This is a genomic window from Brotaphodocola sp., from assembly GCF_050873365.1.
Classification (GTDB): Bacteria; Bacillota; Clostridia; order Lachnospirales; family Lachnospiraceae; genus Brotaphodocola.
Genome location: NZ_JBNMIQ010000030.1, coordinates 25,471 through 40,630, shown reverse-complemented (window position 1 = coordinate 40,630; position 15,160 = coordinate 25,471). Strand labels below are relative to the sequence as shown.

The 15,160-nt window shown below is 45.4% G+C and carries 16 protein-coding genes and 1 pseudogene; 16 read left to right on the top strand and 1 reads right to left on the bottom strand.

Annotated features, from left to right (window positions below; genetic code table 11):
* Positions 1 to 100: 100 nt before the first annotated feature.
* The 3 genes from ACR0QT_RS12190 (at position 101) to ACR0QT_RS12180 (ending at position 1,853) form a co-directional block, all read left to right on the top strand.
* The gene (locus tag ACR0QT_RS12190) at positions 101 to 361 is read left to right on the top strand and encodes a hypothetical protein (RefSeq protein ID WP_013274265.1); all 261 of its coding nucleotides are present in this window, start codon (positions 101 to 103) and stop codon (positions 359 to 361) included.
* On the top strand, positions 358 to 1,089 hold the full coding sequence (locus ACR0QT_RS12185) for an ImmA/IrrE family metallo-endopeptidase (protein WP_117964036.1): 732 nt from the start codon (positions 358 to 360) through the stop codon (positions 1,087 to 1,089). Before ACR0QT_RS12190 ends, ACR0QT_RS12185 begins: the two co-directional genes overlap by 4 nt.
* A gap of 473 nt (positions 1,090 to 1,562) precedes the next feature.
* On the top strand, positions 1,563 to 1,853 hold the full coding sequence (locus ACR0QT_RS12180) for a helix-turn-helix domain-containing protein (protein ID WP_002576367.1): 291 nt from the start codon (positions 1,563 to 1,565) through the stop codon (positions 1,851 to 1,853).
* A 277-nt stretch (positions 1,854 to 2,130) separates the two neighbouring features.
* Here the strand turns inward: ACR0QT_RS12180 and ACR0QT_RS12175 are convergent.
* A pseudogene (locus ACR0QT_RS12175) lies at positions 2,131 to 2,313 on the bottom strand (ATP-binding protein); the annotation flags it as partial.
* A 145-nt stretch (positions 2,314 to 2,458) separates the two neighbouring features.
* Between ACR0QT_RS12175 and ACR0QT_RS12170 the strand changes: the two are divergent.
* The 13 genes from ACR0QT_RS12170 to manA all read left to right on the top strand — a co-directional run bounded on the left by ACR0QT_RS12170 (position 2,459) and on the right by manA (position 15,089).
* Entirely contained in the window at positions 2,459 to 3,610 is a 1,152-nt protein-coding gene (locus tag ACR0QT_RS12170; RefSeq protein ID WP_008396556.1) for an AAA family ATPase, read from the top strand.
* 12 nt (positions 3,611 to 3,622) lie between these two features.
* Positions 3,623 to 4,141 (top strand): hypothetical protein, encoded by a 519-nt coding sequence (locus ACR0QT_RS12165; protein ID WP_002576365.1) that lies wholly within the window; start codon positions 3,623 to 3,625, stop codon positions 4,139 to 4,141.
* Between the two features lie 648 nt (positions 4,142 to 4,789).
* The gene (locus ACR0QT_RS12160) at positions 4,790 to 5,212 is read left to right on the top strand and encodes a type II toxin-antitoxin system PemK/MazF family toxin (protein ID WP_002576364.1); all 423 of its coding nucleotides are present in this window, start codon (positions 4,790 to 4,792) and stop codon (positions 5,210 to 5,212) included.
* Positions 5,205 to 5,435 carry a hypothetical protein gene (locus ACR0QT_RS12155; protein WP_002576363.1) on the top strand — a complete coding sequence of 77 codons (231 nt, stop codon included), beginning with the start codon at positions 5,205 to 5,207 and terminating at the stop codon, positions 5,433 to 5,435. Before ACR0QT_RS12160 ends, ACR0QT_RS12155 begins: the two co-directional genes overlap by 8 nt.
* A 71-nt stretch (positions 5,436 to 5,506) precedes the next feature.
* Entirely contained in the window at positions 5,507 to 6,715 is a 1,209-nt protein-coding gene (locus ACR0QT_RS12150; RefSeq protein WP_008396560.1) for a tyrosine-type recombinase/integrase, read from the top strand.
* Between the two features lie 146 nt (positions 6,716 to 6,861).
* A complete protein-coding gene (locus ACR0QT_RS12145) occupies positions 6,862 to 8,073 on the top strand; it encodes a tyrosine-type recombinase/integrase (RefSeq protein WP_055222189.1) in 1,212 nt (403 codons plus the stop codon).
* 582 nt (positions 8,074 to 8,655) lie between these two features.
* Positions 8,656 to 9,033 carry a helix-turn-helix domain-containing protein gene (locus ACR0QT_RS12140; RefSeq protein WP_113998665.1) on the top strand — a complete coding sequence of 126 codons (378 nt, stop codon included), beginning with the start codon at positions 8,656 to 8,658 and terminating at the stop codon, positions 9,031 to 9,033.
* The gene (locus ACR0QT_RS12135) at positions 9,033 to 9,851 is read left to right on the top strand and encodes an ImmA/IrrE family metallo-endopeptidase (RefSeq protein WP_432630988.1); all 819 of its coding nucleotides are present in this window, start codon (positions 9,033 to 9,035) and stop codon (positions 9,849 to 9,851) included. The genes ACR0QT_RS12140 and ACR0QT_RS12135 overlap by 1 nt, the downstream gene beginning before the upstream one ends.
* Before the next feature lie 17 nt (positions 9,852 to 9,868).
* A complete protein-coding gene (locus ACR0QT_RS12130; RefSeq protein WP_432630987.1) occupies positions 9,869 to 10,672 on the top strand; it encodes a hypothetical protein in 804 nt (267 codons plus the stop codon).
* A gap of 272 nt (positions 10,673 to 10,944) precedes the next feature.
* Positions 10,945 to 11,853: a ketopantoate reductase family protein gene (locus ACR0QT_RS12125; RefSeq protein WP_432630986.1), complete on the top strand. Its 909-nt coding sequence runs from the start codon at positions 10,945 to 10,947 to the stop codon at positions 11,851 to 11,853.
* A gap of 419 nt (positions 11,854 to 12,272) precedes the next feature.
* Positions 12,273 to 12,770: a flavodoxin gene (locus ACR0QT_RS12120; RefSeq protein WP_432630985.1), complete on the top strand. Its 498-nt coding sequence runs from the start codon at positions 12,273 to 12,275 to the stop codon at positions 12,768 to 12,770.
* Positions 12,771 to 13,094: 324 nt separating this feature from the next.
* The gene (locus ACR0QT_RS12115) at positions 13,095 to 14,054 is read left to right on the top strand and encodes a ketopantoate reductase family protein (RefSeq protein WP_432630984.1); all 960 of its coding nucleotides are present in this window, start codon (positions 13,095 to 13,097) and stop codon (positions 14,052 to 14,054) included.
* Between the two features lie 99 nt (positions 14,055 to 14,153).
* Positions 14,154 to 15,089 (top strand): mannose-6-phosphate isomerase, class I, encoded by a 936-nt coding sequence (gene manA, locus ACR0QT_RS12110; protein WP_432630983.1) that lies wholly within the window; start codon positions 14,154 to 14,156, stop codon positions 15,087 to 15,089.
* Positions 15,090 to 15,160 lie beyond the last annotated feature (71 nt).

Sequence of the window (15,160 nt, the reverse complement as noted above, 5' to 3'; positions counted from 1 at the left end):
GACAGGAATGATTGGTTAATACAGCACCGGTAGAATCTGGTGAGTTCTTTGCTAAAAGAAGTCAACACATTCGCCGGTTTACAGAGGAGGAGCGTAGAATATGTCGGAACAGAAATGTAGAAAAGTATATGTACCTGTGAATTTGGATGTGGATGCGGAGGGAAATATCCGTCCGCGTCTGATTCGGTGGATTGACGGACGGGTGTATGAGATCGACCGATTGAAACATAAGTGCCGGGCTGCTTCCACGAAGGTAGGTGGCTGCGGAATCCGCTATACGGTCATGATCGGTGGGCATGAGAGTTTCCTGTACAACGAAGATGAAAAATGGTTCGTTGAAGCAAAGGAGCCGTGCCTATGATCCTTTCACAGAAAAACATAGAAGAAATCGCTGTTGCAGTGATAAGAGATTTTCAAAAGTCCTTTTTCGGCAGCGAAGCAGATGATCCGGCAAGATTCGCACTTCCGACACCCATTGACCAGTTTGCATCCGATTATCTGAACCTGAAGGTGTCATTTCAAAAGTTGTCCTCGGACGGAAGCATCTATGGTCTGACCGCGTATGTGGATACAGAATATCAGATTGAAGTCGATGGAAGTCAGAGGAGCATCTTCCTGAAAACCAATGATGTGGTTCTGGACAAGAGCTTCATTGAACCGGAGAATATACGGAAACTCTGCGGAAAACGCAGGTTTACGCTGGCACATGAGTGCGCTCACCAGATATTGTTTCAGCTGGATGCCGATGACCGAAAGATAGCCTGCCATAAGAGACCGGAAGTGAGGAAAAAAGGTTCCCGCGTTCTGAGAACGCAGGAAGATTGGAACGAGTGGCAGGCCAATTCGCTGGGAGCTGCCATCCTGATGCCCCAGTCAGAAGTGGATCGGGCGATGTGGTTCATCAACAGCAGAAAGCCTCTGACATGTTATGGATGGCGTTTTTATAACAAAGATCAGGTGAAGATAGATACTTTCTGTGGTGTCTTTGGCGTTTCGAGATCGGCAGCTGCTATCCGCTTGGAACAACTGGGCTATCTGAACCGGAAAAAGGATTATGAATATCGTGATCCATTGGAGGTGTGGCCATGAGCAGGAATATCAGAGTATCGGAACCATCTGCGGAAATGCAGATTAAAATCATCCGGGCAAAGGATGCGATTGCTTCGCAAAAGCCCAGGATTGTCAGGTGCCCTTATTGCCGACACAATTCAATCATCGTCTTTGAGGATACCAGAGGACATGTGCAGACCAAATGCAAGGCCTGCGGACGCGAGACCGTCTTCAATGTTTTGGAGATGAGAAGATTACGGAGATTGCAGCTCTACTATTCGTCTTTGAATGGTTGAGATGACAATAAATAACCCTATTAACACAATTTTATAAGTCATAGCTGTGCTGTGGAGCCGCTGACAGGCGAAGTCTTCCGAATGCCGCATGAGACAGAATTATGGGATACCCATGTTCTGTTTTATCGGCACAGGATTTTTCTTCACCGTCATGCGGCTCTTTTTTTGACCTTCCGTCGATCCGGTTCTGTACCGGCTGTGCGGAAGGAGAAACGTATGTATTTTGACGCAAAAGAGTTTGGTAAGAGACTTCACGATGTTCGCACTTCCCGTGGCATTACGCAGGAGGAACTGGCGGTTCGCCTGGGCCTGGCAAGCAAGCAGCATGTCAGCCGCATGGAGAACGGTGAACGCAGCTGCTCTATTGACTTGCTGATTGAACTGTCCTGCATCCTCCATGTCAGCACGGATTATCTTCTGATGGGCAGCGAGCCAAGCAAAGAGGAAGTCAAAAATGATCTTCTTAGTATTATTTCGGAGCTGTCTACGATTGCGAAGAAAATCTAAAAAGCATTAGGCGCAATATAACTGCTGACGGCGTAGAATCATGGTGGCTATCTTGGTGGATACCTTGATGGGTGTCATCCTCTAAGTTATCATGGGTTGTATCATGGGGTGCGTCATAGGACTTATCATTGGCTGTACCCATGATAGAGTGAGCATGAGTGATTTGAGCACCCTCACTGCCGTGGGCAATAAGGTGGATACAAAGATTCAAAACTGTGTGTGGGATGTCCGGTGATTTATCTTGCTCACTAACTTGGTCATTGACTAAGTTTTTCTGACTAAGTTGGTAATTTACATTTTTCAAGATGACTCTGAAATCTGTTGCCGTTGAGAAAATTTTCGGATTATATGCCGCTGTATATCCAGGCGGCTTTTCGGTTTCCCTGACGATTTTGCGTAGGCCGCTTCCCTGACGCTCCATGTATTTCATGCGGTGGAACGGGTCAGCAATCACAGGGCTTGCCATATTGAACGGATACTTTTTAGTGTCAAAAACAAATCAGAAAATAAAAACGGAAAATCCGTTGATATTTTCTGATTTGCGGCGTATAATAAGATTATAAGAAAATAAAAACAAAAAAACTGTTTTTAGAGGAGGACTACCTATGAAAATACTCCGCATCACCGCACAAGGACTCCCATTATTCAAAAAAGACTTGGATATTTGCTTTTATACGCAGCAACGTGTTTGCGAAGAGGACAAAGATAGTCTTTACCGTTTGACGGATAACTACTATCTCCACTCTGCCTGTGCTTTCATTGGAATTAACGCATCTGGCAAGACCTCGGTATTAAAGGTCATTAGCTTGGCCTTAAATATTGTGAAAAATGAGCCCATCAATCATGTGGAGGCAAAAAGCATTCTTGGCGGAGCGAAGAATGTTACAATCCGCACATATTTTTATGATAAGCGTAGCTACGTCTGCTGCTTGGAAACTGTAATTGCGGCAAAGAAGTCGAAAACAGGGGAATATGTGTATTCGATTCTGTCTGAAAGCCTTTGGGAAAAACCGATTGCAACCGTTAAGTCGAAAAAGTATCTGACAGATTTTACAGGAATGAAGCCTGTAGAGCAGCGCAATAGCGATGAAGCATACCTTTCTGATGATGTCAGCTTTGTCATTGCACATAATAAAAAAGCGAATGATACAGTGGAAATATTCAGCCTGCTTTCCTATACGAATGTGAATGTGCTTCCATTTACCGAAGATATTCCATTGGAGGTAATTGCGTTTCTCGATCCGACCATTGAGAAATTGTGTTTTGAGCAGACAGAGGGAAAAACATTTATCCACTTGAAGTTTAAGGATGAAGAAGAGATTATCCTGAATAATGCGGCAGACCTTGAGCAGTATCTGTCCTCTGGTACGATTAAGGGTATTATTACATTCTCGATGGTAAAGGAAGTTCTTCATTCAGGTGGTTATCTTCTGGTAGATGAAATAGAGAATCATTTCAACAAGGAAATTGTAACGACCTTAGTGCGCTTCTTTATGGACAGCCGACTGAACAAAAATGGCGGAACGCTTATTTTCACTACGCATTATCCGGAACTGCTGGACGAATATGACCGAAATGACGGAATTTGTATCGTTAGAAACCGTAATGGCATTACAGCAGAAAATCTGAGCTATATATTGAAACGTAATGATATTAAAAAGAGTGATGCTTACCAGAGCGGCTTCCTTGAGGGAACAACGCCAGCATATGAAGCGTATATGCGCTTGAAGAAAAGCCTGGCTGCTTCAATCAATTAAGGAGGCGGCAGAATGGAATTAGCAAAATACAAGGCGTGTATATGTGAAGGCTCTGCCGAAGAAGCTATTATCGACATACTGGTTGATAATGATCTTCTGATTTTCAACAGAGAAGAAATGTTGGAAGAACGTGTCATTCGTTGCAGAAGTGCTAAACGATTCGAGGAGCGATACTTACGGAAAGGATTCGATGAGCAGATTTCTGTGATACGGATTTTGGATTCTCGCAGAGAGGAATTTCGATTGAGTAAAGCATATGAGCAGAAAATTGACGTGGTAAATGTCATTACTGCTCCAGAAATTGAAATGCTGATTATTCATGCGGAAGGAGCATATGATCAGTTTAAGCGTTCTGGAAAAAAACCAAGCGAATTTTGTAAAATAAATCTTCGGATGCATGATGTGAAGTCGTATGATTTTGTGAAGCAGTATTTCAGTAATCCTCAGCTCTTGGTGAAAGCCATAAAAGAGTATCGCAGAACAGCAAATATCCCCAAAGGAGAATACAGTTTGTCTGATTTGCTGAGATGAGCGTTGCTTTTTTGATACATTAGCCGTGACTCAAATGGTCACCAGGAGATAAACGGGTACCAGTTTATAGAAAATAGAATAGAATCGTCTTTGATGCCTCGTTGGGAAACCAACGGGGTATTTTTTTGCCTCAATCCGGCTGTATAGAACACTGAAAAAGTCAAAACGAACCGTATGTAGTCCTGCAAGGACAACCAAAGTGCGCCTACGAGGCCAACGCGAAACCGGAGGATTCTTGTTAAACTTACTTTGTAAGGACGAAAGTCCGAATGTCCCTTGAAAACTGAATACTCATTCTTCGGGTACATTCCTGTTTGGTCGAGCCTTCGACTGCACGCCATGAAGCCCATCGGGGCGATAGCGGTTTCGCAGAAGCAAATGCCGGATTGCAACCGGCGGCGGTGTTAAAGCCAGACAGGGACAATGATACTTCCGTAATTCGCGGTCCGGCCATAAGGAAGGCGGGATGGTTAAATTCCAATGGAGCAGTGAAGCACACTGCCGCCTGTGAGAAATCCTACATCTCTGGGGTGATAAGAAAAAGTACAGAGAAACCATATTTTCAGAAAGCGCTGCCGGGTGCTGTATCAGCATGATACCTGGCAGGCTTTATCCATATCAGTGTATGGAGATTGGAGACAACAGCATATGAAAGAAAACTGGGTTTATCGGCGAGGTGATTTATATCTCGCCAATCTCGGTGTTCCGGTCGGATCAAAGCAGGGCGGTGTTCGTCCTGTTGTGGTTCTTCAGAATGATGTCGGCAATTATTATGCGCCGACGATCACGATTGCTCCGCTGACATCGAAAATTGAGAAGAAGCGAAAACAGCCAACGCATTTCTTTCTCCGTAAAGCAAAGGGACTGGCAAAACCGTCCATGGTATTGGCAGAACAGCTCGACACCTGCGACAAGATATGCGTGATTCGCTATCTTGGGCGGGTAAGTAAGGGGCAGATGCGTGGGATTGATGAAGCTGTAAGGATTCAACTTGGATATTACATTCCGGAACAAGCAGAGAAAAAAAGACAGGGCAAATGCCGAAAGGATGGCGAAGAAGGCGATGGATAAACTGATTACAAGGAAAGAAGCAGCCAGTATACTGGGAATCAGCGTAAAAACACTGGATGCTGCAAGAACAGACGGTTTGATCTCCTATGTTCAGTATGTGGAAAACGGCTGCGTTTATTTCACGGAAGTGGGGATTCAGGAGTACATTGCAAAATGTACGCACCGTGCAAAACCGATGGAACGTGCTGCGACATATCGCAAACCTCGAAGCTTTCGGCGGTGAAAATCGACATCGTTGAGTATGGACGATGAATCCGCAATAATGAAAGCATCAACAGGATTGGAGGTAATGATATGGCGGCAAGAAGAATGATGCTTCCCGATTATGGTACGGTGAGTATGAAGGGAACGCAATATTATCGAACCCGTGTAACAGATCAGCAGGGACGGCGGGTTTCCTTATATGCAAGAACGAGAGAGGAACTGTACCAGAAGGAACAGGAAGCGATCCAGCAGATTGAGAACAAGACGTATCGCCGCAGTACACCTACAGTGGAGGAGTATTGCGAGAAATGGCTGCTGATGCAGTCGGCACAGATCAGGATGACAACGCTGATTGACTATACATCGAAAGTGAAGAACTACATCATCAAGCCATTGGGCGATATGCATATGGGAGATGTAACAGCAGATGACATTCGCCTGGCACTGTTGGCGGCATCGAAAAAGTCGGCATCCGTGTACAAATCAGTGAACGTTCTATATAAGTGTATTTTCACGGCAGCAATGGAGAGTAAGATCATTGATGAGAATCCGACCATCTATCTGAAGAAGAATGTGGGCGGGATTCCCCAGAAGGACCGCCTCCCGCTTACGGATGAGCAGGTGGATAAGCTGCTGGATGCCATTTACGGCTTACCGCCGTATGTGTTCGTGATGCTGGGGCTGTACGCAGGATTGCGGAGAGAAGAAATCCTCGGACTTCAATGGGATTCGGTGTATCTTGATTGCGAGGCTCCGTACCTTACCGTTCGGAGAGCCTGGCATACGGAGCATAATCGTCCGGTGATTCTGACAGAGCTGAAAACAAAGGCAGCGCATCGGAATGTCCCTCTGCCGGACAATCTTCTGGAATGTCTGAAAGAGGCGAAGAAGACATCGACATCGGATTTTGTGGTTGCAAACCGGGATGGAGACCCGTTGTCCTATACGCAGTTCAAGAGATTATGGCAGTATATCGTAACCCGTACCACCAAGGAACGCTGCTATTACCGCTATGAAGATGGCAAGAGGGTGAAGCATACGGTGAAGCCGGTTCTGGGGGAAAAGGCAGCACACAATGGAAATGTGGTTTACAGTCTGGACTTTGAGGTGACTCCGCATCAGCTGCGGCACACCTACATTACGAATCTGATTCATGCTTCGGTTGATCCGAAGACGGTTCAGTATCTTGCCGGTCATGAAAGCAGCAAGATCACCATGGATATTTACGCCAAGGTGAAATATAATCGCCCAGAGCAGCTCGCAGGAGTGCTGGAAGATGCTTTTGCATCGTGGGATTAAGAGTAAATCAGAAAGAAATTAGGGCAGGGATGGTCAAAAATCCCTGCCCTTTTTACATACATTCGACATCCTTGAAGGAAGTGCTGTACGCCATGATAATAAAAGTGACAACACGCAATGTATGAAGATAGATAGGAGGAGAACACATGGCTAAAGGGAAAAAGCGTCCTGCTGAACTTCCGGAATACGGAACAGTGATGATGAAAGGGGTACAGTATTACCGCACCCGGATTACAGATGCAGACGGAAAGAGAGTGGCGATTTATGGGCTGACACGCGAAGAATTGTATGACCGGGTGGAAGATGCCCAGAAGAAAATTGCGGAAGTGGTTTTCCATAGAGAGAATCCGACCGTGGAAGAGTACTGTGAAAAATGGTTGCTGATGCGGTCTGGAACGGTAAGAACTAATACGTTGGAAGGATACGCACGGATGGTGAATCGGTACATCGTGGGTCCGATTGGACAGATGTATATGGACGAGGTGACCACAGATGACCTGCGGCTGCTGATGGTTCCGTTATCAAAAGGTTCTTCCGGAATGTATGGTCAGCTCAATATGCTGATTAAGAACATTTTTAATTCAGCAGAAGAGAGCAAGGTGATTAAAGAGAATCCATCCAAAACGATTTGCGCAAGAGGCGGAAAGCCAGCGAAACGGCGCGAGGCTTTGACAGATGAACAGACTGCCATTTTGCTGGATAGCATTCGTGAGCTTCCACCGTATGTCTTCGTGATGATCGGTTTGTACGCAGGATTGCGTAGAGAAGAGATCCTTGGATTAAAATGGGACTGCGTATTCCTGGATGAAAAAACGCCGTACATTTCGGTAAGGCGTGCATGGCATGTGGAAGGCGGTGAGCCGGTAGTCAACACGTTATTGAAGACACCGGCAGCAAAACGAGATGTTCCGATTCCAAAATGCCTGGTAGCCTGTCTCAAGGAAGAAAGGGAAAAATCAGAATCGGAATATGTGATCTCGAATTCGAAGGGAACTGTTTTGACGGAAACACAGTTTGTGAGAGTCTGGAAGTACATAACAGTCCGTTCTACTGCAGAACGCTGTTATTACACTTATGTAAATGGACAGTCCATCAAGCATAGAATAAAGCCAAGGCTTGGTGAGCATCAGCCGAATAATCCCAAACTGGTGTATACGATGGACTTCAAGGTGACTCCGCACATGCTGCGGCACACCTACATCACCAATCTGATTTACAAAGGTGTTGATCCTAAGACGGTGCAGTATCTGGCAGGCCATGAGAACAGCAAAACGACTATGGACATCTATGCGAAAGTCAAGTATAATAAACCTGAGGAATTAAGCAGCGTTGTGAATGCTGCATTCGGGCTGCGTTAAACTGCACCAAAAATTTCGCGATTTCGTGGGTTTACCTATGGGTTTACTGAGAGAGGAAAGCCCGAAAAACCGCATGAATACTGGTCTTTTTGGATCAAGGTCAGGTGAGTACGGCTTAAAGGCTGCACGTCGCGCTCCGCAGTTCTCCAAGAGATAATTGCTTATTTCAGGGCGTTCCTATTTGGAATATACAAAAGGCTCGGAAAACGAAAGTTTTCCGGGTCTTTTTTTGTATGATAGGAAATTGCGTCCTATCATACAAAAAATGCTCCGTAAGGATGCGCACTCGGCGCAGGGGAAGATGGTTGCTGAAGCAACCGCGCCTCAGCGCGAGAATGTGCCAAGGCACATTCTTTTTCATATGATAGGAAATTGCGTCCTATTAAAGCGATTTTGCTTAATCACTCGGTACATTCCTTTCATAGAATCGAAATTTTCACAAAGCATGATAGGGATACCATGGTGACTTGTAACTAAAATGGAAACAAAATTAATGGTAAACTAAAAATAGTTTCCAAATAGTTGATATTCTATGCGAGAGAGCATATAATAAATATAAGTACAAGAATAGGAGGCGATTATATGCTGGATGTAAATATGATAATTGCAAACAACATTCAGGCTGAACTGAAAAAAGAAAACAAAAAGCAAGTTGATCTGGCAGAAGGAATTGGAGTCTCCAAGCAGACAATGAGTAAAATTATGAATGGTGCAAGAGCAATCAATGCGATTGAACTTCATAAGATCTCTGAATATCTTCATGTGTCGATGGATTCTCTGATGAAGATGCCCGAAAAGCCGATGGATACGAATGTGATTCATGCGTTTATGGGGCGTGTAAAAACAGAAGAAGCAAGAAAAGGAATCCAACTTGCGGATGAACTGTCCGACATGATTCTGTTCCACACTAGGGTATGCGAGAATGGGAAAAAGATGGAGCAACCCTGGGAGGATAAGTGATGAGCGATGTTCTGGGAAATAGCCTTTTTGTAAGCCAAAACAAGAAATTTGATGAAATTCAATCTGTTGTCAGGCAGTTTTCGGCAGAGTATGTCGGTAATTCTGTTATCAAGGATAATATCTTTGCTGTTATACAGAACTATGCAAGAAAGAAAGAAATCGCGCTGGAACTACTTCGTTTTCCAATCCGTGATGATGAATTATGGGCATTGACTTTCTTGAAGCAGGATACGATTTTCGTGTGCGTAAATACGACGCTTCCACTTTGTAAGCAGTTTTTCGCTGCGGCGCATGAATTGTATCATATCTATTGCTATGTAGAAAATGCAGACCAGAGCTATATAAAAAATGGTTCTATGCTGGATTCGGCAACAGGGGATGAAACAGGAAGAACACAGGAGGACTTGGAAGCGAATGCCTTTGCAGGGCTGCTTCTGATGCCGGATCAACTTCTCCATGAGCAAATTCTACTGTATGGGATCGATAAAGATTTGGTTGCGGTAGATTCTGTTCTGATGCTTATGGATATGTTTGCTATGCCCTATAAAGCAGTTGTACTGCGTTTGTTTGAAAGCGGAAATATATCTCACCAGCAGGCTGAAAAGTTGCTAAAGATAAGTTCTGTGGATGTAACGAAAAGGGTATCACTGACAGGTAAGGCAAAACGCTGGCAGCTTGATGGCAGGGGAACAGAATCTTTTGGCACACTTCTTGAAAAAGTTGAGTACAACAGACAGCATGAGTATTTGACAGAATCCAGAGAAAATGAAGATGTAGCTTACATTACTCAACTGAAAAAAGAGTACGATTTGGATTGAGGGGGTGTCAGATCGAAGTGAAAAAATACGCATTGCTGGATACCGATTTCATTTCTAAAACGCACTCTGTTCAAGATGGTAGCGATAATCATTTGATTGATCGGGTCATGGAATTGCCGGAATATGAGTTCTTTTGTCACGCACAAATCGTAACAGAACTTAATCGGTATAATGCTGATGCGCCAGGATGGTTGAGAAAAAAGATTGAAACGCAAAAGATAAAAAGCTACACAGACCAAGCAATTCTTGAAAGCCTGTCACTTGTACGAGGACCACTGGCGTGTGTAACCTATACGCAGATGTTAAAATTGGCGTGTGATGCTTTTTCTAAAGATTACTATTCGGAACATTATCGGGCATTGGAAGATGTGGACTACGTGGCAATATCAAATGGAGATTATTTGAAAGAACTTCAACTGCTTGATATTGAAGTGGGAAAGAAAAATAATCTTGGAGAAATCAAGTCTTTTGTGCTATTGCAGGTTTTGTCAGTGATGCTTGGTGAGCAGATATATGTGTTCTGTTCCGATGACAAAAACGCTCGCAACGGAGCTATGAGTTTTGAAGATGTTCGGTGTATTAGTCTGGTATCGGCATTCTCGCGTTTGAAAGAGGAAGCAAACTGGACGATTGATGATGCCGAGCCGTATATTGAATCGCTCATTGCATTTTATCAAGATCATCACCAAACTACTTTCCGAGTAATGGAAGCGTCTGAGGTTAGAAGATTGCAACGGATACCATGCAGACAGGTATTGCAGGAAATCTTTGACGGAAAATTTATTGAATTGAAAAATGGTATGTTGCGGTACAAGCAGTAAGTGAAAATAAATAGCCAGCGTGTCGTGTGGAATGGATCACATGGTCCGCTGGTCATTTTTTGCGTCTGCGCCCTAGCGACGCACATTTCTGAATTTTCTAAAAATATGGGAAATACAAATACGTTGTGAAAACGCTTGAAAAACGAACTGGGTTTTGCTTGGTTTTTGGAGTGGATTCTAATATAATAAAAGCAAAGATAAAAAATAAAAGATATGATGATTATGATTAAGCAAATGCAAAATGAAAATATGTGTGAAGGAGAAACGAACGTATGAGAATAGCAGTGATCGGACCGGGAGCGATGGGACTTCTATTTGGAGGATACCTGTCCCAGAAAAATGAGGTGACTCTGATCGGAACAAATCCGGAGAAGATGGCGACGATTGAGAAGCAGGGGGTGATGATTCGCGAGACGGATGGAACGGAGAAAACGTTTTATCCGCATGCAACTGCGGATTCTTCTGACATGGAGCCGGTGGATTTAGCGATTCTTCAGGTCAAGGCGAGTGCCTCTGAGAGTGCGCTCACAAAAAATCAGGGAATCATCGGCGAGCACACGGTTCTGATGACTCTACAAAACGGAATGGGTCATGAAGTTGTGATGAGTCGTTTTGCTCCGGCAGACCAGCTTGTAATTGGAACGACCCAGCAGGGAAGTTTTAAACTCAGCGAGACCTCGATCTGTCACAGTGGAGGTGGAAAGACGTTTCTCGGTGCAGTAAATGGCGACAGCAGTCGGTTTAAAGCGATTGCCGATACCTTTGCGGAGTGTGGATTCTCGTGTGAGGTCTGCGATCAGGTTCAGGGAATGATCTGGGACAAGCTGATGATCAATGCGTCCTCAAGCGTGCTCTCCGGCGTTTTGCAGGTTCCGCAGGGATATGTGGAGAAAGATGATTACGCATGGAGGATTGCGCAGAAACTGATCCGCGAACTCTGTGCGACGGCAACCGCAGATGGATATCCGTTTGACGCGGAGGCGCAGATTGCGCGCATTAAAAAACATTTGCAGAATGCACCGGATGGACTTACGAGCATCTATGCGGATCTGAAAGCCGGACGAAAGACAGAGGTTGATGTGATCAGCGGAGCAGTTGTCAGAGCTGGTCATGCACATCAGGTGCTGGTGCCGACCCATGAGCTCATGGTGGAGCTGGTTCATGCGATGGAGAATCGATAAAAAATCAATAAAAATAAATAAAAGTCGTATGAGTCGTATGAGATTGCCTGTTTGAGGAATTAGTTGACCGGACGTTGAAGAAATTTAATGATTTGTCCATTCGCCTATTGCCTATTTAAAAAGTTCTTGACTTAAAGTAAACTTCAAGTGCTATGGTATAAGAAAGCAAACGAAACAGACACAAGAACAATAAGTACAACTCAGAGTGGATGTCCCCCTCCTCTATAGGTGGGGGTATCACAAACTTTCTCAGGAGGGGAGACAATCCCCTTCTGAGTTATACGCTCCGCGAGGATGCGCAGTGATTTTGATGGGAAGATGTCAGCAGAGCTGACCAAAATCACGCGCCAAGTCTCCGCGAGCGTCGACTTGAAAAGGGTTAAGAAAATAAATAAGAACGATAGGAGAGGGCGATAGAAATGAAAAAGATGTTGATTGTCTACTATTCATGGTCGAATGGAAATACGGAGCGGATTGCAAAGGAGCTTCAGAGTGTGACTGGTGGAGATCTCTTAAAGATTGACACCGCAGTTCCGTATTCCGGCAGTTACAATGATGTCGTGCGTCAGGGTCAGGAGGAGGTCAACCGCGGTTACGAGCCGGAGCTGAAACCTCTCGAGAAAAATCCTGCGGATTACGATGTGATCGCGGTTGGAACACCGACCTGGTGGTATACGATGGCTCCGGCAGTGCTGACGTTTCTTCACAGTCAGAACTGGAAAGGCAAGGTCGTTGTGCCGTTCATGACAAACGGAGGCTGGCCGGGCCATGTGATCCGCGACATGAAGACGGCATGTCCGGGTGCAGAGGTGACCTGCGAGCTTCAGGTGCAGTTTGACTCGAATGGTGGAGACAAACTTGAGACTCCGAAGCAGAAGATTGAGAAATGGGCGCAGAGTGTGAAAGCACTGCTGTAAGCGAAGAATATAAAGGATAATAAATCAGCAAAAAAGTCCCTATGGGGGGAGGATTTGGGGTGACATCAGTTTCCTCATTTCTTCTGCCCGTAGGGATTTTTTGTATGATGGGAAATTGCGTCCTACTATATAACGCAGAGTGGATGTCCTCTCCTCCTCTTGAAAAAATGCTCCGCAAAGATGTACGTTGGATTTGAGTTTCCGTGTTCTAAAAAATTTTCTCCGAACAGCGCGAAACGGATATGGATAAAGTGCACAGATCGTGTATAATGGTGGCAGGGATAAGATTAAAATTTCGATTCAGAGAAGGAGGAGACAATCGAGATGGAGATAAAATCAGTTGCAGTTTTGGGAGCGGGGGCAGTCGGCTCATACATCATTTGGGGACTTTATGAGGATAAAAATGTCAGACTTGGTGTGGTTGCAGACGGGGAGCGCGCAGAGCGCTTAAAGGCAAACGGATGCACGATCAACGGGGAGGTCTACCGCCCGAATATCTGGTCGCCCAAGGAGGCGCACGGCGTGGATCTTTTGATTGTCTCGCTCAAATATGGCGCACTTCCGGGGGCAATGGGGATGATTCGGGAGATTGTCGGCGAGAACACGATCGTGATGAGCCTGATGAACGGAATCGACAGCGAGGAGCTGATTGCAAAGGAGATCGGGGAGTCTCACATCCTGAATTCGCTGATCAAGGTAGCATCCCAGAGAAAAGAGGATGGCATTCATTTTGATCCGGAGACGACGATCGGAATCATTTTCGGAGAAGTCGCAAAGTCGTATGAGAGTGAGCGTGTGCAGGCGGTCAAGGCGCTGTTTGCAGATACCGGAATTCGCATCCGCTCCACCGAATACATAAGAGAGGAGATGTGGAGCAAGTTCCGCTTAAATGTCTGCAACAACCTTCCGCAGGCGATTCTCGGGGCAGGAGTCGGATGTTACCGTGACAGTGCGCATATGAAGGCGATCAGCGACGGTCTACGCGCAGAGCTTGAGGCGATTGCGAAGGCGAAAGGTGTGGATATGAGTCGGATTGACAGCTCTTCGAATCATGGGGCACCGGTTCGACCGTCGGCAAGATATTCCACGCTTCAGGATATTGAGGCGGGAAGACACACCGAGATCGACATGTTCTCAGGTGCGCTGATGCGGATGGGAAAAGAGCTTGGAATCGCGACTCCGTACAACGAGTACACCTATCACATGATCAAGGCACTCGAGGAAAAGAACGACGGAAAATTTGATTACGACGATCAGAAAGAGGAGCTTGTCTGGTCAAAATAAGTTTTGAAAAACAGACATAAAAATTTCTTTCACCGCGCTCTGTTTTGTGATATGATGGGACAAGCAAGATAGTTAAAAAAATGGCAAAGGAGATTTCTCATGGGTGAACTGTTATTTATGAAGCCTTATTGCAAGGAAGTCATTTGGGGCGGAACAAAATTAAAGAGCATTTATGGTTATGAGACGCAGGGAGATCACACCGGAGAGGCATGGGTGATCAGTGCGAATCCAGATGGTCAGAGTGTTGTGACAGAGGGGCATTATCAGGGAAAGACGCTGAAGGAACTCTGGGACGAGCACAGAGAGCTTTTTGGAAATCTGGAGGGCGATGTCTTTCCTCTTCTGATCAAACTCATTGACGCAAGAGATCATTTAAGCATTCAGGTGCATCCGGATGATGCGTATGCGTACTCTCATGAGAATGGAGAAAAAGGAAAGACCGAGTGCTGGTACATTGTGGACTGTGATGAGGGAGCAGACATTGTCATCGGTCACAAGGCTCAGACGAAAGAAGAGCTGAAGGCGATGATTGACGAGGGAAGATGGGACGATCTTCTGAATGTGATCCCGATTCACAAGGGAGATTTCTTCTACATTCCGGCAGGAACGGTTCATGCGATCCGCAAGGGCACGTTGATTCTTGAGACCCAGCAGAACAGCAACATCACCTACCGCCTGTATGACTACGGAAGATTGCAGGATGGCAAGCCGAGACAGCTTCACATCAAGCAGAGTCTCGATGTGATCCGTTGTCCGCAGGAGAGAGAAAATACCGTGCAGGAGGCAGTTGAGAAGGATGGAAACGTAAGCCAGCGTCTTGTGAGCTGTCCGCTGTTTACCGTAGATCACTTTGAGGTGGCAGAGAAGATGACGATGGAACAGCCGTACTCCTTCCTGATTGTCGATGTCCTTGAGGGCGAGGGAAGTGTGAACGGTCATCCGATCAAGAAAGGCGATCATTTCATTGCACCGTTTGGCTGTGGAGATCTGGAATTTATCGGAAAACTTGAGCTGATTACTTCCCACGTTTCCTAAACAAAGGAGATTTCTTTTAAATTTCGCTGGAAGAAAGAAACAGAGAAAATCCGTGACGGAAAAATGGGAAC